The sequence below is a fragment of the Phormidium sp. CCY1219 genome (genome assembly GCF_055795085.1).
In genome coordinates this window covers 1-22154 of the sequence record NZ_JAYFEQ010000805.1, presented here as the reverse complement: position 1 = coordinate 22154, position 22154 = coordinate 1, and the positions used below count along the sequence as shown (strand labels likewise).

The 22154-nt window shown below is 53.0% G+C and carries 10 protein-coding genes; 2 read left to right on the top strand and 8 right to left on the bottom strand.

The genetic code is table 11. The annotated features are described in order from the left end of the window. Positions 1-482 precede the first annotated feature (482 nt). Positions 483-5519 (bottom strand): PAS domain S-box protein, encoded by a 5037-nt coding sequence (locus AC0QH1_RS24975; protein WP_324634129.1) that lies wholly within the window; start codon positions 5517-5519, stop codon positions 483-485. 189 nt (positions 5520-5708) lie between these two features. Between AC0QH1_RS24975 and AC0QH1_RS24970 the strand changes: the two genes are divergently transcribed. Then, positions 5709-5930 (top strand): hypothetical protein, encoded by a 222-nt coding sequence (locus AC0QH1_RS24970; RefSeq protein ID WP_324634128.1) that lies wholly within the window; start codon positions 5709-5711, stop codon positions 5928-5930. 106 nt (positions 5931-6036) lie between these two features. On the opposite strand, the gene AC0QH1_RS24965 is transcribed toward AC0QH1_RS24970, so the two are convergent. From AC0QH1_RS24965 to AC0QH1_RS24940, 6 genes are all read right to left on the bottom strand, one after another. After that, positions 6037-11160: a PAS domain S-box protein gene (locus AC0QH1_RS24965; protein WP_324634160.1), complete on the bottom strand. Its 5124-nt coding sequence runs from the start codon at positions 11158-11160 to the stop codon at positions 6037-6039. 740 nt (positions 11161-11900) lie between these two features. Continuing rightward, positions 11901-12848 (bottom strand): glycosyltransferase family 2 protein, encoded by a 948-nt coding sequence (locus AC0QH1_RS24960; RefSeq protein WP_324634127.1) that lies wholly within the window; start codon positions 12846-12848, stop codon positions 11901-11903. A 129-nt stretch (positions 12849-12977) separates the two neighbouring features. Further along, positions 12978-14075 carry a glycosyltransferase gene (locus tag AC0QH1_RS24955; protein WP_324634126.1) on the bottom strand — a complete coding sequence of 366 codons (1098 nt, stop codon included), beginning with the start codon at positions 14073-14075 and terminating at the stop codon, positions 12978-12980. 422 nt (positions 14076-14497) lie between these two features. Continuing rightward, positions 14498-15574, bottom strand: coding sequence for a glycerate kinase (locus AC0QH1_RS24950; RefSeq protein WP_324634125.1), 1077 nt, complete (start codon positions 15572-15574; stop codon positions 14498-14500). A gap of 29 nt (positions 15575-15603) precedes the next feature. Further along, on the bottom strand, positions 15604-15936 hold the full coding sequence (locus tag AC0QH1_RS24945) for a DUF565 domain-containing protein (protein WP_324634124.1): 333 nt from the start codon (positions 15934-15936) through the stop codon (positions 15604-15606). Then, complete coding sequence (locus tag AC0QH1_RS24940; protein WP_324634123.1) at positions 15918-16322, bottom strand: hypothetical protein; 405 nt, start codon at positions 16320-16322, stop codon at positions 15918-15920. Before AC0QH1_RS24940 ends, AC0QH1_RS24945 begins: the two co-directional genes overlap by 19 nt. On the opposite strand from AC0QH1_RS24940, the gene AC0QH1_RS24935 reads away from it, so the two are divergent. Further along, on the top strand, positions 16306-18324 hold the full coding sequence (locus AC0QH1_RS24935; RefSeq protein ID WP_324634122.1) for an ArnT family glycosyltransferase: 2019 nt from the start codon (positions 16306-16308) through the stop codon (positions 18322-18324). The genes AC0QH1_RS24940 and AC0QH1_RS24935 overlap by 17 nt on opposite strands. Before the next feature lie 84 nt (positions 18325-18408). On the opposite strand, the gene AC0QH1_RS24930 is transcribed toward AC0QH1_RS24935, so the two are convergent. Next, a complete protein-coding gene (locus tag AC0QH1_RS24930; protein WP_324634121.1) occupies positions 18409-21648 on the bottom strand; it encodes an ATP-binding response regulator in 3240 nt (1079 codons plus the stop codon). Positions 21649-22154 lie beyond the last annotated feature (506 nt).

Genomic DNA, 22154 nt, shown 5'->3' with positions numbered 1-22154 from the left:
TTCTGACCAGTAGGCAAATTGCTGCTGGCGATTTTGTTCTAATTTCTATATCCCATTGTACAGATTTTTTAGGTTGGACTCGATATATGCCAGCTTTTTCGCCAGGGGGTGACGCTGGGCGACGATACTTTGAATTTCTGCAGCTTTGTTCATACTATGACCTGTGTGCTGTTTTAGACGACTCTGGAAGGTGTTATATAGACAAAAGCGGATTTCGGCAAGGGCGAGGCTCAAAAAAATTTACAATTATTCACAGGTGTGACTGAAATACTGGGGGGAATGTCCGGCGATCGCATTTGGGGAGGTTCCTTGCTGGGGTGGGGGTCTTACCTTGGAGATGCGATTTGATGGTTGTTCCAGGGGTTGGGGGCGGGGGTAACGCACCCGACGGGGGGGATGGTGGGATGGGGTGGGTGCGTTACCTCGGATATGCGATTTGATGGTTCGGGGTAACGCACCCGATGGGGTTGGGAGAGATAGGGTTAGGTTTCTTGGGGTTTCACTGCAGATAAGGCGCGGGTGAGTTCTTCGATGCGGATGGGTTTGCTGATGTAGTCATCCATTCCGGCGGCTAAGCAGATTTCGCGATCGCCTTCCATTGCATTGGCGGTCATTGCGATAATATGTGGCTTGGGTTTCTCCGGGGCATTGGCATGGTTCGCACAAATCTGGCGCGTAGTTTCCAAACCATCTAACACCGGCATTTGCACGTCCATCAGGATCGCATCATAGCGCTGTCGGGTCAAGGCGTCTAGCACTTCGCGACCATTGCCGGCCACATCTACGCGATACCCCATGCGTGCTAATATCCGGGTGGCGACTTTTTGGTTGACCAAATTATCCTCGGCTAACAAAATCCGCAGGGGAATGCGATCGGCGAGTTGGGTATCGATTTTCGTAGAAACCGGGGCAGAAATCCCTCGCGCTTTCACCCGATCGCCGGTGCGGTTGTTGCTTAAAATATTATTCAGGGTATCGAATAATTGCACTTGTTTGATCGGCTTATTCATAAATGCCGCAAACTTGACCGAAACGCCTTCTTTTTCCAAGCTTTTGGGTTTGCCCATTGAAGTAAACATGATGAGGGGTAACTGCTGTAAAGCGGGCTGTTTTTGAATGCGGGCGGCGAGGGTCAAGCCGTCCATGTGCGGCATTTGCATGTCCAGAATTGCCAAATCAAAGCGCTGACCCGACTGGAGCAATTCTAAGGCTTCAGCACCGGAAGACACCGCCTGAGCTTGCATTCCCCACAATTGAGTTTGTTTGATTAAAATCTGCCGATTGGTGCGATTATCATCTACAATCAGCAATCGCTTGTGAAGCAAAGCGGAGCGATCGCGCAAGTGCAGGGGCAAGTCTTGTTCCTCTCCCGCCACGGGGCGCGCGATCGCGGTAAAAGAAAAGGTCGAGCCTTTGTCTACTTCGCTTTCCACCCACATTTGCCCGCCCATCAATTCGCTCAGGCGCTTGCAAATGGCCAATCCCAAGCCGGTTCCCCCATATTGGCGGGTGGTGGAAGCATCCACTTGGGAGAAGGGTTTAAACAAGCGATCGAGACGTTCTGGGGGAATACCAATCCCGGTATCGGCGATCGCAAAGCGGATTTCGTAGGGGGGACAATCCCCATCCTGCATCGGTTTGGCACTCACAGACACCACCACTTCCCCCTGCTGGGTAAACTTAATCGCATTTCCCAGCAGATTCACTAAAATTTGCCGCAGGCGGGTGACATCGCCGATAATGCGCGGGGGGGTGTGAGGTTCGATTTGATAAATCAGCTCTAATCCTTTTTGCGCTGCTTTAGAGGCGAGCAAGTCGAGGGATTCTTCGATACAGGTTCGCAATGCAAAGGGCTGTTCTTCCAGTTCCAGTTTGCCCGACTCGATTTTAGAAAAGTCGAGGATATCATTGATAATCGTCAGCAGGGCATCGCCACTGGTTCGAATCGTTTCGATATAATCGCGCTGTTCGGGTTCGAGGTTCATATCCAGCAGCAACCCCGTCATTCCGATCACCGCATTCATCGGCGTGCGAATTTCGTGACTCATGGTGGCGAGAAAATCGCTTTTGGCGCGGTTGGCGACTTCGGCGGCTTCGCGGGCTTGTTCCAGGGCTTGATTTTGGGCGGCGAGTTGCGATCGCGCTTCTTTTTCCTGTTCTAGCAGTTCCGCTTGTGCCAAAGCAATCCCCACTTGTTCTGCAACGGCTTCGAGCAATTCGATTTCCGCTTCACTCCAGCGGCGGATGCGATCGCACTGATGCAAGCCGATCGCGCCGTTGGCTTCTCCCTGATAGGAGGTGCGAACCGCTAACATGGACTTGATATTCAGTTGCTCGCAGATAGGCGCAATCGGACGCAGCAGGGGGTCGTAACTGATATCGTCCGAGGCGATCGCCCGGTCTCGTTCGAGTACGTGCTGGGCGTGAGCATTCCCAGTATAAGGAATCGCCCGCTGCATCATCGACTCATATCCCGGTTCTAAATACTCCGCCACCGGATAAAGATTATCCCCCGCCGCCGGTTTGTAGCTGAGAATCGTGCAGCGATTGACGCCAAATGCCCGCCCGAGTAGCTGACTGGCGGTTTGCAAAATTTCTTGTGCGTCTAAACTTTGGCGAATTTCGCCCGTAATTTGTCCCAAAAGCAAACTGCGCTGATATTGCTGCTGCAAGGCATGTTGTGCGTTTTCGCGTTCGATTTCGCCGCCCATCCACTGTGCCATCAGGCTGAGCAATTGCAATTCCACCGCTTTAAACGGTTCCGGGCGCGCGGTGCGACTGGAGAAGCTAAGCGTCCCATACACTTGTCCCGCCACGCGCACGGGAGTGCCGAAATAGGCTTCCTGTTCGCGGGTGATATAGGCGGGATGGTTGCGCCATCGGTCGGATTCTCGCGCCGATTGGATACAAAGGGTGGTACCGCTCTGTGCGGTTTCCCCATCGTAGGTTTGGCTCAAATTAAACGCATCGCCTTTGAGCAGTTTAAAAATCGTATCTTCCGGAAAGTGAGCGGCGACGATTTCATAGTAATCGCCATCAAGGCGACCCAAGATGCCGATTTCCAGATTAAAGCGATCGCATCCCATTGCCAGCATTTGAGCCAGACGGTCTTCAAAGCTCAAATCCACCGCTGCTTGCACTTCCACCAGCGATCGCAAAGCCATTTCGCTGTAGCGCAGTTCTTCGTTCGCGGCTTTTGCCTCGCTCACATCTCGTCCCACGGCTTGAAATGCGGTGAGGTCGCCGCCGTCGTCATACATGCCTCGGTAGGTCCACTGCTGCCACCGCACTTGGCTCGGGTGGAGCGTTACGCGATGTTCCAAGGTAATCACCGGGTTTTCCGGGGTAATCTGGCGCAAATGGGCTTCTAGGTTCTCGCGATCGCCGGCGGGCATTGGCGGGAGAAAGGGTTTCGCCAGCGCTGCGGACCGCCCGTTCCCAAAATAGCGACAGTAGGCATCATTCACAAAGGTTAATCTACCGTCGGGCAAAAAGCGACAGATAAGTTCGGTTTGGTCTTCCACGATCGCCCGGTAGCGTTTCTCACTTTCGCGCAAAGCGGCTTCGGTGCGCTTGCGATCGCTAATATCGATATTCGTCCCCACCATCCGCAGGGGTTTGCCATTCTCGTCGCGATCGACCACTTTTCCGCGCCCCAACACCCAGCAAAATTCACCAGATTTCCGCCGCAGGCGATGCTCTAACTCGTAAATCGGGGTTTTTCCTTCTAAGTGCGCTTGCAGTTGTGCCTCTACGGTGAGTTTGTCTTCCGGATGAACTAGGGGGTCCCAGGCGGAAATATGCCGGGGCAAATCCGTATCGTTATACCCGAGCATCTCCAACCAGCGCGGTGAGAAATAACACTCGTCGGTGACCATGTTCCAATCCCACAATCCGTCCTCGGTGCTTTCCAGAGCCAGCTTGAGCCGTTCTTCGCTTTCTTGCAATTCTGTCAGCAAGCGGCTGTTTTCCGCTTCTGCTTGCTTGCGATCGCTGATGTTGCTGCCAATTCCGAGAAAGCCGGTAATCTCCCCGTGGCGATCGCGCAATGCGGTGATGGAGAGCAACACCGGAAAGCGACTCCCATCTTTGCGAATATACGACCATTCATGTTCGTCTAGCTGTCCCCGCCGCGCTTTGGCCACAAATACCTCAAATCCCGGTTCGATTTCCACCCCGAGTTCGGCAGATAATTCCCGCGATCGCTTGACAACTTCAGCCGAGTCGTGTATAATTGTCGGCGTCGTTTTCCCCACCACTTCTTCTGCCCGATATCCCAACCATCGCTCGGCGGCTGCATTAAAGGTGCAAATTATCCCATCCACAGTGGTGGAAATAATAGTATAATTCGCACTATCTAAAATGGCTTGCTGCAAGCTCATAGTTTCCTGTAGTCTCGCTTCGGCTAATTTGCGATCGGTAATCTCCCGCGACACGGAGATGATTTCGCGCACCTGTTGGGTACTCGGATCCCGAACCGGCTGACTGATAGTTTCCAGCCACAAGTACCGCCCGTCTTTGCAGCGAAATCGATAGCTGATGCAGTTTCGCCGATGTTTCTCCAAGAGGGTGTCGTGGACCTGATGGATCGCCGCGCAATCCTCGGGATGAAAAAACTCATAGGCACAATGTCCGATGAGATCCTGGGGTTCGTAGCCCAGCATGTGGCGCGCAGCGGGAGATACATAGAGAAATGTGCCATCGGGTTGGTGGCGGGCGATGATATCAGTGGAATATTCCGCCAGCAAGCGATAGCGCCGTTCGCTTTCTCGCAGGGCTTCTTGCGCCGTCACTGCTTCAGTCATGTCGGTTTCGTGGAGCAGAAGCAGGGGTTGGCCACTGGCGGGGTCCAAGGTGCGCCGCAGTTCGATCGCGTGCCAGCGAATCCCGCGATCGCTATGAACCTGGGTGTCGCAGCGGTAAACTTTCCCCGTGGCGGCGGTTTCTCGCCCTACTTCCCCCACCCTCGGATCCACGAAACGCTGCATCAAGGCATTATTGGGAGAGTGGCTGGGGGGTTCTGGGGGTTGCGAGGCGATCGCCGCTGGATTTTGCAGGACGATTTCTGCTCCGTCGCTGCTGTACAGGGAAATCATCGCTGTGGTGTGGCGCAGGGCTTCGGTGGCCCGCAGGGTTTCTTCGTCGATCCGGTCCATCACGTCGGTGACGCCTTCTACTAACATCGCCAAGCGTCCATCCTCGATCCGAATTCCGGATCCCACACAGCGCACGCTCACCGCTTTGCCTTCTGGGTAAAAGGTCCAGTTCTCCACCACGGTTTTTCCCTCGCGAAACTGCTGCAGATAGCTGCTTAACCGGGTGCGCGTCGCGTCTGAAACGTCGCTGAAATCTCGCCCTAGGAGGTCTTCTAAATCCCTTGCACCCCATAGCCGCAAGGCGGCTGAGTTCGCCCACCACATCTGCAGGCGATCGATGTCGAACACCCACAGGGGCGATCGCAAAATATTGAAAGCGGCGAGGTCAGGTCTGGCAAAGATGGAATCGGTGGTTTCGCGCATAGCTCAGGGTGCTGTTGCCAAAAAGATGAACTAGGATATTTCTTTCCATTGTGCGCCAGATTTCCGCAATTGGTAAACCCAGCACTGGCCGAAGCTAATTTTAACAAATTTCGCCCTTTTCAGAACTCCCCATTTTCCTTCCCTTTCCCAGGAGTTGGGTAAGACTTCTTATTTCCTCTGGCTAGAATAATGGCAACCCCCACCCTTGCGAACCGGGGGTCAATTTTTATCAACTTTTATCAACTTTGCAGACAAAAAATAGCACATTTAGCCGAGAAACCTGTCAATTTTTATCAACTTTTCTCTATCGACAGGCTAAAAAAAATCGGCCATACTGAAGGCGAAGCGATGGAAGAAGTTGGCGAAGAAGTCTGGACTCGCGCTCAGTTTTTTATTGATAGCGTGGTGTGAGGGGGGCGGCGAAAGCGGGAAAAGTTGGAGTATAAAGGGCACCCCGGCATTCTCCCGCTAACCTCGGCCAGAGGGTGCTATATTGCGCGCCCATCGTCTTGGGGGACTAACTGTTCGCACCGGGTTCCGGGGATTCAAAGGACTGGTTTTGGATAAACAAGCGCAGGCGATCGAGCTGATGTTGCAAGGTTTCGATCGCGCCGTCTATCTCTTCGCCGTTTTGTTGTTTGGCGCGCCGTTCCAAGTCGGCGGAGATCGCAGCCAGTTGGGTTGCGCCCATATTGGTACTCGCACCTTTAATCCGGTGGGCTTTTAACTGCACCTGAGACCAATTTTGCGCCGCAAAGCTCTCGGCGATCGCTTCGATATCCGCTTGGGTACTTTTCACAAACGCTTGCAGCAATCGCTCTCTCAGTTGTGCTTTGCCCCGGGAAATGCTGTGAACGCGCTCGAGATTCAGGGGGGCATCCTCCTCCGGCGCACTGGGTGAGCGATCGCCATCAGATGACGGTTTCGGCGCGTCCTCCTGCGGCGCTGACGGTGGCATGTTTCCCTCGTATTTGGGTTTCCAGCGTTCGAGCGCCGCGCGCAATTGTTCGATGTCCACTGGCTTGCTGATATAATCATCCATGCCCGCCGCCAGACATTTTTCGCGATCGCTGGGCATGGCATGGGCGGTGAGAGCGATAACCACCGTATGACGATTCGACCCTTCGCGCTGACGCAGGGCTTCGGTGGCGGCGTATCCGTCTTTTTCCGGCATCTGACAGTCCATCAACACGATATCGTAGTCTTTTTCGGCGAGGCGATCGAGGGCGGCGATGCCGTTTTCCACACAATCCGCCTCATATCCCAAGGCTTCGAGTTGAGACAAAATCACTTGTTGGTTGATTTCGTGGTCTTCCGCTACTAAAAGTTTTAAACTCGAGGGGGTAGGCGGGGCGATCGCTCTCTCTTGGTGTAAGCGATCTGGCCCCGATTTATCCTTATCGCCAAGAGATTGTGTCGCACTCAAACTCGTGAGTAACAGGTCAAACAATCGCGAAGCTCTCACGGGCTTAATCAGATAGCCGGAACAACCCGCCGCTAAGAGTCTTTGGGCGCGATCGCGTTGGGGGAAAGCGGCGATCGGGATAATCGCAGTGGATGCCAGAGCAGTATCGGAACCCATCTCTCTCACGAAGCCCTCGCTCTCCCCTTCTACTAGGTTTAAACTCAGCAGCAGCACTTGATAAGGCGTTCCTTCGGCTGCTGCGTGGCGTAATTGCGACAAAGCACTGTCCGTATCTACTGCTTCATCGATATGCATTCCCCAGCGGTGGGCGAGATAGCGCACCGACTGACGATGGGTCGCACTTTCATCGGCGAGCAATACCTTTACCGCCCTCAGATCTAAGCCTTGAGGCAAAAAGCGATCGCTGCGATCGCTCTCGGTTTGCGGTTTCGGGAAATTCACCTCAAACCAAAAGGTCGAGCCTTGCGCTACTTCGCTTTCTACCCCGATTTCGCCGCCCATTGCTTCCACCAACTGCTTGCAAATAGCCAATCCCAATCCGGTTCCGCCATACTGGCGATTGGTGGAACTATCCACCTGAGAAAACGATTGAAACAGTTTAGCGCGATCGGGACGCGAAATGCCAATTCCCGTATCGATAACCGCAAAGCGAACAGTGGCGCGATCGTGAGTGTCGGATACTAACCGCACCTCTACCATCACTTGCCCCGCTTCGGTAAATTTGATGGCGTTGTTCACCAAATTGAGCAGGATTTGCCGCAACCTAGCCGGATCGCCGAGCAGTTGTTTCGGCACCTGGGGATTCACAAATAACGCCAATTCCAGCCCCTTGTCTTGCGCCGGGGCAACCATTAAGTCAATCGCTGACTCGATACATTCATCCACCGCAAAAGGGATGCTTTCGAGCTGCATTTCTCGCGCTTCGAGTTTAGAAAAGTCCAGGATATCGTTAATCACCGTCAGCAAATGTTGGGCGCTGGCGCGAATGGTTTGCGCGTAATGGTGCTGTTGCGGATTGAGAGAGGTTTGCAGCATCAATCCCGCCATTCCCAGTACCCCATTCATCGGGGTGCGGATTTCGTGACTCATGCTGGCGAGAAAGTCGCTCTTGGCCCGGTTGGCGGCTTCGGCTTGTTGTTTCATCTCTTCTAAGATGATATTTTGCTCGCTCAGTTGTCGAGAAATGCGCGTTTGTTCTTGCAGCAGTTCTGCTTGTGCCAGGGCGATGCTCACTTGGTTGGCTAGTTGTTGTAGCAGTTCGATTTCAAAGCCGGTCCAGTGGCGCGGTTGGTGGCATTCGTGGGCGATGAGCAGTCCCCACAGTCTTTCGCGCTGCAGTAGGGGAACAACAAGGTTAGCTTTGACGCCGCATTTTTGCAGCAGTTCCACATGGCACGGTTGGATATCCTCGGCTTCGATATCGGGAATTGCCCGGATTCTTCCCTGCCGGTATTTCTCCTGAAATTGCTCGCGAAAGCACGGATCGTCAAATTCCCGTCCCAGTATGGAAAAACATTCGGGCACCACGGCTTCTTTCTTCACTTGTCCGTTCCCTTCGGCGTCGATTTGGAAGATGAGTACCCGATCGGTGTCTAGCACTTTGCGGACTTCTTCCACGGTGGTTTGCAGAATTTCTTCGATGTCTAAAGATTGACGAATTTTAATGGTTAATTCGGCAAACAGTTGCGATCGCTGGTTTTGTTTGACTAATTCTGTCTGCGCCGCTTGACCTTCGGTAATGTCTTCGGACATCCCTAACACATACTGCGCTTCCCCATCTTCGTCGAAAATCGGCACTTTGCGCGTGTGCAATACTCGCACCCCGCGATGGGGGGTATGAATGTTCTCTGCTGCAATATCTTGCATTTGTCCCCGGGCTAATACTTCGCGATCGACCTGGGTGAAAAAGTCCGCTTCTTCCTTGGGGAACAAGTCATAGTCGGTTTTGCCTAAAATCCGCTCTCTGAGATAGCCAAATTGTTGTTCGCTGGCTTTATTCCAGGCAACAAATTTTAGGGTGCCGGCTTGTTTGATAAACAGACCCAAGGGCAGGTTTTCGATTACGGAATTGAGAAATTTCTGGGTTCTGGAAAGTTCGGCTTCGGCTAATTTGCGTTCGGTTATATCAAAAATAACCCCTTCGATGTATTTGAGTCCGGGGGCGTGAAATTTCTTCGGCGTTGGCTTTTGCATTGCGGAAGTGTCCGCTGACGGTATTGTGCTGAGGTTGGATGGGGATGAGTTGGGACTTTGCGTGGAACTCTGGAAAATTCCCCGCCCTTGTTCGTATATCCAGCGCCGAGTGCCATCGGCGTGAATAATGCGATATTCTATGTTATAGGGTTGTTTCAGTTGAACCGCCTCTAAAATGGAGCGTTCTACTTTTTCCCGGTCTTCGGGATGAATGATACTGGCAAAACTGCGAATTTTGTGTTGCAGAAAGTCAGCAGCGGGAAAGCCACTAAGTTCGGCGATCGCATCGCTGACAAATTCCATCGTCCGATTCCCATCCCAGCGGGCGCGATACACCACCCCGGGAATATTGGCGATAATGGTTGTTAATTTTTCTTCTCGTTCTTGCAACGAGGCGAATAGTTGGGCGTGCAGTTGTGCGGCGCGCACGCGATCGCTGATGTCGGTACAAACTCCCACCCATCCAATGGAATGTCCGCTACCGTCTACGATGCGATCGATTCGCACTAGGGTGGGAACGATGTCGCCGGTTTTGCTTTTCAGTTCCACTTCGCCACTCCAGGATTTACGATCGCTCAATGCCTGTAAAATGCGATCGCTCGTCTGGGAATTCACCGCCAGCGCGTTGAACCCCCCCGCCGCTTCTAGTTCTGCGGCGCTATAGCCATACAGGTTTCTAAATGCCTGATTGTGATAAATCGATTCCCCTTGGCGTGTGGTGATGGTAATCGCGTCGCTGGTACTTTCCACTGCTTGGGTGACGCGCACCAGGTTTTCTTGCTCTTGCTTGCGCGCGCTAATGTCGATGAAGCTACAGATAATTTGTCCGATATCGCCATTGTTTTGCACCATCGGATTCACATTCACCATCAACCAGCGGATGCAAGGTTCGCAACCGCGTTGCGATCGCCCATCTTCGGGGGCAAAAGTCTCGGCGGTTTCTCTTGGGGAATCCCGGGTGTGAGATGCTTTCTTTTTAATTCCCACCACTAAGTTTTTCACCGGGCGTTTGCTGGCGATCGCTTGTTGGAGGGGTCGCCAGTTTTGGGCGATCGCCCTACCGCTTTCGTCCACCAGTTGCCAGTTTAGCTCGCTCAAGTGCTTTCCCTGCAATCGATCTTGGCTGATTCCGAGCAACTCTTCCACCGCTTTGTTACTCAGCTTTATCTGAAACTGCGGACTCAGCAGCAAAACCCCCACCTGCATTTCGCTGATGAAGGTTTGCAGTTGTTCCAGGGTTTGTTGCTGTGCCCGAATCTGTTGATTCACCGCTGAGGTGAGAAGGGTGACACCCAACAGCACCGAGGTGCCAATCCCTACCCAAATTGCCACATCCTCCCGATTTAAGCTGGCCCTCAATCCTGACTCTACCGGCGCGGATACACTGAAACTGACCCCTTTCATGCCCATGTAGTGCAGGGCACAGATCCCCCCTCCCATCACTAGGGCGCTTCCCAGTTTCTGCCAATTCCAGGCGCGTTGGGAGCGCAGTTTAAACGCTACCCAAAATGCTACCTGCGAGGCTCCAATCGCGATCGCCACCGACAGTCCCACTGTTCTCAGGTCATAGTGCGCGATCGCCGCCGTGCAAATGGCTGCCATTCCCATATAATGCACCACCACCATCGCCACCCCCAAAATCGCCCCCCCCATCAGCAGCATCCATCTATCGAGTACCGGACGACTCACCAGCACCAGGGCAACCCCAGCGGTTATAATCGTCAAAAATAGGGACAGCAGCACCTTCGGCAGGTCGTAACTGATGGGGATGGGTAAATGAAATGCCAGCATCGCCACGAAGTGCATCGACCACATGCCAATTCCCATCGTTACCGCACCGCCGCCAATCCAGGCCCACCGATACCGTCGTCCCTTCAGCGCCGTCACTTGTCCCGCAAGGTCGATGGCGGTGTAGGAAGCGGCGATCGCAACAAATATCGATAGCGCCACTAAACGCCAATCATAGCTGCCACTCACCACCTTCTCCATCGATTCGGGATTTCCCATTATTCCCAGAAGCATTTGATTCACGGTTAAATTCAATTTCCTTTGACCTTTCCCTTCTCAATTGATTGGCAATTCAATAGGCCGTTGCCAGTAGCATCTCTAGTCCTAGGTTAGCACCCCTTCTCTTGCTCCTCCCTCTCTCTGTTGAAATATTTTTTCCCCCACTCCTCTACTGTTTGGTAGATTTGAGCCAAATCTAGCGGGAATTACTGGAAAATTAAGCCAATTTTAAGGTTTAATTCATAAGTGTTGGTGTATTCAACCCGAAGTCTCATCTGCGGCTGGTTTCTAAACCACCCGACTTCAGGTGTTTTTTAAAATAATCTCTGGCCAAAAAATAACCCTTCCCTCATGGGCTTTTAGACCGAGCCATTAAAACGATATGCCACCCTCGAAGCAGCGCAACCACCTGCAAGCCTCTGGCTGACTCTTTTAGTAGCGTTTCAGAGACTCACACTCCCCCCCCCACACAGAACTGAAGCCCGTTTTTCAAGCATTAATTATGCAAATTAACTGTAGGAACAGGCCATGCCAGATACATACAGGCTGTGGTTCGCAATCAAGGTTGCAACAAATTAATACAAGTTTAAAAAAAGCCCCGCCCCGATAACGGCAGGACTTTTTAAAACTTACCAAAAACTAATGACAAATGACCACCGACCGAAGACCACCGACCAAGGAAAAATGACCAACAACCAATAACCAATGACAACTGACCCAAAACTAAAATGCCTAACTAAAGTCTCAATTCCCTGCTACTTGTCGTCATATTCCGCCCGCCGCATTCTGAGCTGAACGTCTTCGAGTAACTGACGATTCACCGCCATCAAATCAGCCACCAAACCCAAAATCCATAACTGAAATCCCATCAGCATCAAAATCGCCGCTAAAATCAAACTGGGGATGCGAGTTCTATCGGTTCCCGAGAAAAAGAACCACAACCAACGCAAGCCCAAGCCAAACCCCATACTAAACGGAACGCTGCCTAAAAGCAGAAAAAACCGCAGGGGTTTATAGGTCATAAAAATCCGAAAAATCGTCAAAATAGAACGCTGAATATAAACCGGAATGCTTTTAACCAACCGCGACGGTCGTAAATAGCCATTAGTCCTAATCGGCACGGAAGTAATCGCCATACCTTTTTGCCCCGCTTGAATAATCGTTTCTAACGTATAGGTATATTGATTGAATACATTAATTTGCATAGCGGCTTCGCGACTAAATGCGCGGAAGCCACTGGGGGCATCGGGGATTTTCGTATTGCTAGCCAGACGCACCACCCAACTGCCAATTCGCTGCAGGATTTTTTTGGCGGGGGAAAAGTCTTCGATATCTTTAATCGGTCGCGCGCCGATGACAATTTCGGCTTGGTTTAATAGAATCGGTTGAATCAGTTTGGGAATATCCTCAGCACAGTATTGATTGTCGGCGTCGGTATTGACAATAATATCGGCACCGGCTTTCAGGGAAGCTTCTAATCCCGCCATAAAAGCTTTAGCGAGACCTTGATTGGTAGCCAAGCGGACGATGCGATCGACCCCACAAGCTTTGGCCACTTCTACGGTGCGATCGCGACTTCCATCGTCAATTATCAGCCACTCGATAGTATCGATTCCGGGCAACTGGCGGGGCAATTCACTCAAGGTGACGCCCAGGGTGCGTTCTTCGTTATAACAGGGAATTTGGATAATCAGTTTAGTCATCAGTGATTCAAGAACATCGATTTAAGATTTTACAGAATTTAAACTCTTAAATCGGCTGGGTTCGCGATAAAATAGCAAGGTGAGGAGTGCTTTTGCCCGTGCGAGTTGTGGGCGCAGGGGTACTGGCTGTTACTGGTTCCCCGTGGCATTGGATTCCCCATCAGCGATCGCCTCCACAATCAAATTCACCGCCTCCACCGCTCCATTGACAAAGGCAGAGGAGCGAGGTTCCCGCGTCCCCGGATCGCGCAGAAACTGAGCCACTGCAGCGATCGCCCCCGGGATGTCCTCCACCCAGCGTACTGCCGCATTTGCCCGCAGCAACCGCCGCCCCTGTCGATCGTACTGACGCGCAAAGGCAAAAGCGACCAAGGGAACCCCCACCGCCACACATTCATACACGCTGTTGTAACCGCCACCGCCAACCACCACATCGGCGGCGGGCAAACATTCGATTCCGGGCCAGTGAAACACCCATAATGAAGGGGGACACTGGGGGGGACGTTCGGCGGACAAACAGCGCACCATCGCCTGGGGAAACGCTTGCGCCAAGGCAACGGTTAACTCGCCGTACACCTGCAATTCTTCATCGCGACCCGCCGCCAGAACCACGATCGCCGGGGTATCGTCCTGCGGGTTGAGGCGCAGGAACTGACGCGCGGTGGCGCGATCGGGCAGTTCTGACGCAGTGCGGATCGACCAGGGGGCGGTTCGTCGCACTTGTGGCAAATGGGCCAACGGGGGGTCTTCCAGGGTGCCGGGGATTAAAATTAACTCGAAGTTTTCCGCCACAAAGCGGGATAAGTCTTTGGCGCGCACGTAGTTGGGGTCGAGGTCGCGATGGACGAACACGCGCGGGGTGCTTTTCATCTGCGGGAGCAAATCCGCCAATTCGCCGCCGAGTCCCCGGGGAAATGTATCCACAATCAGCAGGTCGTGGGGATTCTGGAAAATCACCTCTCGCACGCGATCGCGTGTCTCGTCAAACGAAGCAGTGTGGGGAATCGCTTCCAGGTAACAGCCCTCGACAATCGGTTGGGGTTCTTCCCCCGCCGCATAAAGCAATATATCCGCCGCATAGGGACTGTTGCACAAAATCAGCACTGGTCGGCAAGTTCCGGCGATCCGACCCAAGGCTAACGCCCGCACCAGATGCCCCCATCCTCCCCCCATCGCATAAATCAACCAGCATTTTGCCGTTGAATTGTGGCAATTTTCCACGTTCAAAATGGATCGCTCACTGTTGAAGATTTCACCCTAATTGTCTCTGGCTGGATGGAGTTGCGGACAGCCCCTCTTGGCGGAAAGTTCCGGGGGCCGTAGGCGTAGCACTCGGCTCATTTTTGGGTCTTCTCCCTCCTTTCTGGTTTGGCACGGGGCTTAACGGGCAAGATTGGGTTTCTCCCCATCGATTCCACCGCGTCGCCGCCGCATCGAATCGACTGTTTTACCCTATCATCAATTTTGCTTCCATCACGCGCAATTTTTCCGCCTCGCGATTGCTTCAGGGGTGGTAAAATCCGGTTGGGAGAGTGCGAGCTTGACTCGTTTTTCCTAGGGGGGAACGCCGCTTCCGAGGCTGGAGCCTGGGAACGAGTCTATCTGCAATATAATTGGCTGGCTTGCCACGCGGTTCTCCAACCCTCCCCCTATTCTACCGATCGCGCCGTTGCGGTTTGCGGGCGATAAATTTTTCCCACACTGCGATCGCGATTTATCTCGATCGCTAAATCTACCCACCGAGAATCGCTCACTAGCGGGTCAATGAATAATTCCGGATGCAAAGCTTTCCAGAAATACTTGACAAATTCCTCGATTTGTGCGTCGCTCATGCCCCCTTTGCCCAAGGCTCGCATTTCCCGTTCCGCCTGCATTCGCCACTGCAAACTGAGGCGATAATCTACCGGATACAACAGGATTAAACTATCTAAGCGCTCCCATAACGGTAAATACTCCCGCAAGCGCTGGTTTGTATCCCGGGCAAAGGCGCGATCGCCCTCGGTGACGATCGGGGACGGGGGGCGCTCGAATTGTGCGGACTCCACCGGGCGCACGCCGACAAACCATCCTTCAAATAAAACGATATCGGCGGGTTGGAGAATTTCCGGTTCCCGGCGATCGCCTTGTCCCCCCCACGCCGACTTATCAAAGCGCGGGACTCTCACCGATTCCCCGTCCGGAACGCGCAAGCGATCGAGCAGTTCGATGCCTAGCTCTACATCGTGCGTCCCCGGCGGTCCGCGCCACACCAAACGCGGATCTCGCACTTTTAACTGCTGTCTCTCGGCGTAGGTTTTATAGAGGTCGTCGATCGAAATGCCAATCGTGGAATATCCTAACTCTGCGAGAATGATAGTGAGTATTTTAGTGAGAGTCGTTTTTCCGGTGCCCTGTCCGCCCAAAATCCCTTGTATCCAGGGACGCCCCAGGCGATCGCGATCCGCTGCCAGATCCATAGCCAGAGGAATCCACAAGTGCCACAGGGTCTCTACCAGGCGATCGCCCAAGGGAAACTGCTGCTGCACTTGCGCCACCGTCGCTTCAAACAACCGCGATCGCGCCGCCAGTTTGTCCCCCACATTCTCCGCCGTCACCGCAAACGCCCGGGCGCGAGAAGCATCCGCCAATTCTTCTCGCACTAACCGGTCCCATGCTGCAGCATCGGGTTGCTTTCCCCTCGCCCATTCGGCTAAAATCTGCATCACCTCGATAGTGTTTTTCCTCATTTCCCCATCCCACGCGATCGACATCGGGCTTACGAACCCAAGGTAAAGGCTAAAATAAATAAATTGTAAATCAGGCCAATTTTAAATGCATTGAGACTTTGCGCCAGAAGCGATTGCTTCATTTTCTGGTACATTTTGTAAAAAAACCAGCTATAAACTTCCGTAAACACCAGCAAAACAGCCGCAACTACCGTATCTAAGTTAGCATTTTGTCCCGCAATCGTGGAAATTGCCGTACCCACAAAATTGCCCAACAAAAAGCTAATCGTCAGCAGCGAAATTCGCCGCCACGGGTTGCTTAACCCTTGCGACACTCCGGAAAGCGCCCCATTCAGCAGACTGCTCAAACGAGTATTTTGCATCTCTTATCCCCATTTATCGGTTTATGCTCGATTTCGATGATGACTTGACTCTTTAATTTAACCGATTTCACCCAAATGTTAAAGTCCTCCTGCAGTGAGGATAGCATTTCCTCGCCTCGGTTCCGGGGAATCCCCACGAGTTGCGGAGGATAGTAACGGTGAAGTTTGGCCAAAATCGCGATCGCCCGCCAGGGGATCCATGCTATCCTCCTTCCCGGGAAAAGGCGGTTAGAAACCTGAAGAATGCATTTTGCCCGGTGAATGTTATCCCTGTAAACTCCAAAGACATCGCCCCCAATTTTACCCCTTTGTAGCATAATTTTAAACCAGGGGGAATAGCCAATTGCCAGGGCGATCGCCCCGGTATTTGTGCCCGATTGGGTCATTTGCCTGCGCGGCGATCGCCCCTCACCAAACACACCGACTCACCCAGAAGAAACACAAATTATGTTCAAGGTCAATCAGTCAATGCGATGGATGTTAAATCACCGAGAACCACAGGGCGCGATCGCCTGGGCGCTGGGAATAATTTGGCTATTATTCATCGGCGCAATTGCCTTTTTGTGGAAACTCGGAGATGTAGGCTTAATTGACGAAACCGAACCGCTTTTTGCCGAAGCTGCCCGTCAAATGACCGTCACCGACGATTGGATTACCCCGTATTTTAATCAAGAAACCCGCTTTGATAAACCGCCGTTGATTTATTGGTTGATGGCGATCGCCTATCGCATTATTGGCGTCAACGAATGGGCCGTGCGATTGCCCTCCGCCTTATCGGCGATCGGATTAATGGCGCTTTTGTTCCTCACCCTGCGCTACTTTAGTTTCTCCCCCTCTCTACCCCTCTCCACCCCGCCCCACCAACCGCAAAAAAATACCCAACCTCCGGCATTAAAACCCTGGATTGCTGCAGGACTCGCTGCGGCAATTTGGGCATTAAATATTCAAACCATTGCTTGGGGACGCATCGGCGTTTCCGATATGTTGCTCAATGCATGTATGGGCGGTGGTTTGCTGGCGTTTTTCTGGGGATATGCGCTGCAAGACTTTCCCCCAGAAACCCTATCCGGAAAAACCGCTGATTATGCCCCTGCAGGGGAAGCAGAGAAACCGGATAAATCCTTAGCCTTTTGGTTGCGAAACCAAGGATTTTGGTATGGGCTATTTTATGTATTGATTGGATGTGCCGTTTTGACGAAAGGCCCGGTGGGAATTGTGTTACCCGGGTTAATTATTGGCAGCTTTTTGCTTTATGTGGGAAAATTTTGGCAAGTGGTGGGAGAAATGCGAATTTGGCGCGGGTTAGGGATTTTCCTGGCGATCGCCCTTCCCTGGTATATTTTAGTCACCCTCGCCAATGGGCAAACCTATCTGGATTCTTTTTTTGGCTATCATAACTTCGAGCGGTTTACCCGAGTGGTGAATCGTCACGGAGAACCGTGGTATTTTTACCTTGTGGTGGTGTTATTGGGATTTGCCCCTTGGTCCGTGTATTTGCCCGTAGCGATCGCCCGCTTGCGGTTAATTCAGCGCGATCGTCTGCGCCACCAACCCCGTTTTACTCATCTTGGTATCTTCGCTTTCTTCTGGTTTGCCAGTATCTTTGGGTTTTTTACCGTTGCGGTGACTAAACTCCCCAGCTACATCCTCCCCGCCCTTCCCGCCGCCGCCATTTTAGTCGCTCTGGTTTGGGCGGAATTTATCTTCAAACCCTCACCGGAAAGAGGAAACACCAATCGAAAAATGCCCGACGGATTCCAGATTTCCCTGATAGCCAATTGGGCATTAATTGCCATAATTGCCGGGGGTTTGTATTGGGTGTCCCAGACATTAGAACCGGATCCGGCGATGCCGAATTTTCCCGCAGCGCTGCAAGAATCCGGATTGGTATGGCGCGGGGTAGGGATTTTAATCGTCACCGCTGTTGTGGGGGTGCTGTTGTTACTGCGACGTCAAAACCGAGGGGCGATCGCGCTCAATATTGTCGGATTTATGGCCTTTTTTATCTTCGCCTTAATGCCCGTATATTTGCTAGTGGATACCCACCGCCAATTGCCCGTGCGACAACTGGCAGAAATTATCCCAGCGGTAAAGCAACCGGGCGAAGAAACGATTATGGTGGCGTTTGAAAAGCCCAGTTTGGTGTTTTATTCTCATCTCCCAATTTCCTTTTTCCGTCGGTCTACCGATACCCGCCGCTATCTTCAGCAAGTCGCCCAGGAAAATTCCACCCCACCGCAGGTTTTAATTGTGGGATATCCCAATAAAATTAAAGGGTTGGGACTGAGAGAATCTTATCAGTATCAGCTGTTAGCAGAAGCGGGAAACTATCGCCTGATTCGAGTAGACAAACAGTTATTTTTGCCCCAAAAAAACAGCGGCAATTAATCCGGGATTTTAACTGTGAAATTAGCCCGTATCGGCGGGCTAAGTCCGGATACCCCTTCACCTTTTTAGGGTGCGGGACTTTTTTCACCCATTCAAGTGGGGGTGAGTCGATTTGAGGGTTTGGTTAATCCGATCGAGCAACTCTTGCATCGAGAGAGAGGGGGGTAAAATGGCAGTAGAAATTTCCTGCAATACCACCTTAAGTGCCGGCATTTGTTCGAGGATAGAACGCGATTGTTTGGGCGAAGTTTCGCCTGTTGCGCTCAATTCTGGGGTGCGATCGAGGATTAAAATGGCCGGTTTTTCCGAGAGGCGGTTCAAACTCGTCAATGCATCGATCGCCCGGGGTTGGAGGGCATCAGAACCCAAACAAATTAACAGCAGATCCACAGTATGGTGCTGCAGTTGATGCAACACCTCCGACCAAGATCCGCCGACGATGCCTTTAAACCCAGCGGTTTGCATGTATTGAATCGCAGCTTGCAACCATTCATGGTGAGTCGAGTCAGGAGGGAGTGGTTCGGAACCATGAGAGGCGATCGCCCCAGAGACAGACTCAGAAGAAACCGGGGCGAATTCAGGCAAAGTGGAAATATCGATCGCCAAAATCGTGGGTTTCAAACCGATTCCCGCCGCCACTTCAATCGCTTGCAATAAAGCAGCCGGATCCAGGGAAGACTCCTGCCCCTCCCGGCGCGCCTTGTGACAATTCACACAGGGAAACACCGTCAGGCCCGGAACCTGCAAAGCGGCGTCGCTAGTGGGGCGATCGAGCGTCACCAAAGGAGTCGCAGCTAAAGCCGGATATTGGCTCAATTGTTCGATAAACGCTACTGGGTTGGGGTTCACCGCAGCGGTATCGAGCAAAATAGCATCTAAGTGCCACACCCGGGCGAGGATTTCAGCTTGTTCCAAATCATCCGCTTCCAGAACCCGATAATGATGATGAGCCAGTTGCGGGTGACTCCCCCAACCGAGCAAATGATTCAATTGAGAACCGAGGGTTTCGCTGCGAGTCGCGGGAGAGGAGAGCGTTTCCGACACCGCATCCGATTCCAGGGGAGACAGACACAAAATCGTCAGTTTCGTGGTTGGCGTCTGCGATCGCTCCTCTAGCACCGGTAGAGCATTCAACTTATCCAGACACTTCTGCAAAGAAGCCAACTTCACCGGCAAACTCAAACACCCATCCGCCCCAGCTTCTTTCGCCCGCTGCTTGTCCACCTCCGTCGCCATCACGATCGCCGGAATATGATGAGTGCGCTCATTGCCCTTGAGCAAGGTCAGCACATCCCATCCCGACAGCATGGGGAGCAAAGAATTGAGAAAAATCGCGCGCGGTTGCAGGCGACGGGCTTTTTCCAGCGCTTCCGTCCCCGCCCGGGCGATCGCCACCCGATAGCCCAACGCCGTCAGTTGCTCGGTCAGCTCCTCAATATAGCGCGGTACCGCTTCCACAATCAAAATCAGTCGGTTAGGTGGTGTAGCAGACTCTCCCAGGGCCGTGGTGGGTTGTGGCGGAGAAGGGGGCAGCAACAGGGTAAATTCGCTCCCCACCCCCTCCTTGGAAATAAACGACACATCCCCCCCATGCGCTCTCGCAAGGCGCTGCGTCAGCACCAGACCCAAGCCAGTTCCTTCAAATTGACGAGTCATGGGATTTTCCAGTTGTTGGAATTTTTGAAAGATTAAATGCTGCTTTTGCGCCGGGATGCCCATGCCCGTATCCCACACCGTAAAGGCTATCCAGCCTTCCCAGCGATTCACCTTCAGACCCAGGGTGCCCTCAGCGGGGGTAAATTTGAGCGCATTGGATAGCAGATTGTAAAGCATCTGGCGCAGGCGCAGTTCGTCAGCGATAATGATATTTAACCCCGCTTCGATGTCCACCGTAAATTGAGTGGCGGGGTCTTCCGGGTCAGCCGGGGAATTTGACGCCGCGCTAGAGGAGTCTTTTGCGGCTTCATGGAGGGCTTGCTCGAAGGCGCGATCGCACACCTCGGCAATTTGCACCGGCTCGAGCATCAGCTCCATCTGACCGCTTTCGATGCGGGTTAAATCTAAAATGTCATTCACCACATTCATCAGATGACGCCCACTTTGGTAAATCATCTGGGCGTAGCGCGCTTGGCGATCGTTTAGGTCTCCGAGGGTTCGTTCTTTCAGCAAGCTAGACAAGCCCAACACGGCGGTGAGGGGGGTTTTCAGTTCGTGACTGATGCAGGCGAGAAATTCGTCTTTCAGGCGATTGAGCTGCATTAAATCGGCATTTTTCGCCGCCAGTTCTTTGGCCACTTGCTGGCGATCGGTCACATCCTGCGCCAGAACTAGCCATAACCCTTCTCCGGGCAAGTTTCCCCCATCAATCCCCATACTGGCGGGGTCACTGGGGATAGACAGGGGAATTTTCTGCTCTCCAAGAGGCGGCGCGCGCAAGTTGGGATTCCACTGTTGATCGCCGGGGTGTTTGTGCCCGGATCTCAGTTGTGCGGGGCTACCGATAGGCGTAGCGCCTAGGGGGATTTTTACAAATTCCCACACCCGATCTGGGGGATTGGGCATCGGGCACATCCCCACGCTGTGTTCTTGGGGGATATCTGTGGCTTCCTCGGAAGGCGCTGTCGGGTCGTCGGTGGGTTGGCTTTCGACATGCAGTTCAAATTGCTTGCGCCATGCTTGGTTGTAGGATAGAACGTTCCCTTCGTCGGTTTGCAGTTTCATGGGTAAGGGAATTTCTTCGAGCAGTTCTGCTAGGGGCGGGAGTCTGTCTAGGGGATGGGCCAGGGCAACAGGTTGCAGCGGTGGGTCTTCCCCCGCATGGAACCGCAAAGAGGGATGTTGGGCGAGGTAGCCCAGCAAACGGGAACTATCGAGCAAGCCGAGGAATTTTCCCGCCCCATCCACTAATGCCCACTCCTGGGGGATTGGTTTGGGGGCGGATTGTGTTTGCAGTGCGTGCCAGAATTGGTTCCAATCCCGAGGGGCGCGCAGTTTCTGCACCGGAGCGATCGCCTCGGGATCCAGGGCAGATAGGGGTTGCTGCCACCAGGATTCTCTTGGGGTGGCGCTGTGCTGTTCCCTCTCCCGGCGCGATCGCCGATCGGTAGGTGGCGTTTGCGCTTCCATGAAATCGGGGAGTAAATGACCCCAGGAGATGATGCCCAAGGGAGCGTTTTCTTCGTTCACCACCACTAGGCGATCGGGGCGGGACTTTTGGTGGGCGCTGACCCGCCAGCGCTCCCACAACTCTGCTATACTGTCGTTCTGTCTGCAGACAAATGTGGGTTGAGTGAATTGTTCGAGCAACAGGGAGGTGATGGACATCGCTATCGAATTGAGGTTTGAGGTTTAAGAGGACAAAGATCGGGCGATCGAAGCAGGCAATGGCGTCGCCATCGGTTCGCGCGCGGCACATGCAAACCCATTCGCACTCGGGATGAATCGCGCACCTGTCGGGGTGAAGATTGTTCCGTCTAAAATGTCAATTTTACCTGTTGGGTTATTGGTGGATGTCTTCTGTCTGGACCAGTCGGTTTAGAAGACGAACCCACGGAGGGCAAAAATACCCCTTTTCGCCTGTTTCCCGGTTGAAATGGGGCTGTATTCCCCCTCAACTGGTGTCCGCCCTCGGGGCAACCCTGACTTTCTCAGGGCTGTGTTTTCCCCCACAATGGGGCGCGACGCCTCCTTCTGGGTTCCACTGCTACAACTTAATTATGGATCTCGATCGCCCTAGGGAAGTGCAAATTGCGATTACCGAGAATCGGCGTAAAGCCCCCGGATTTATCCGTGGGGATATAAGCCGAGCGACTGACCCACGGTTCCCCCAC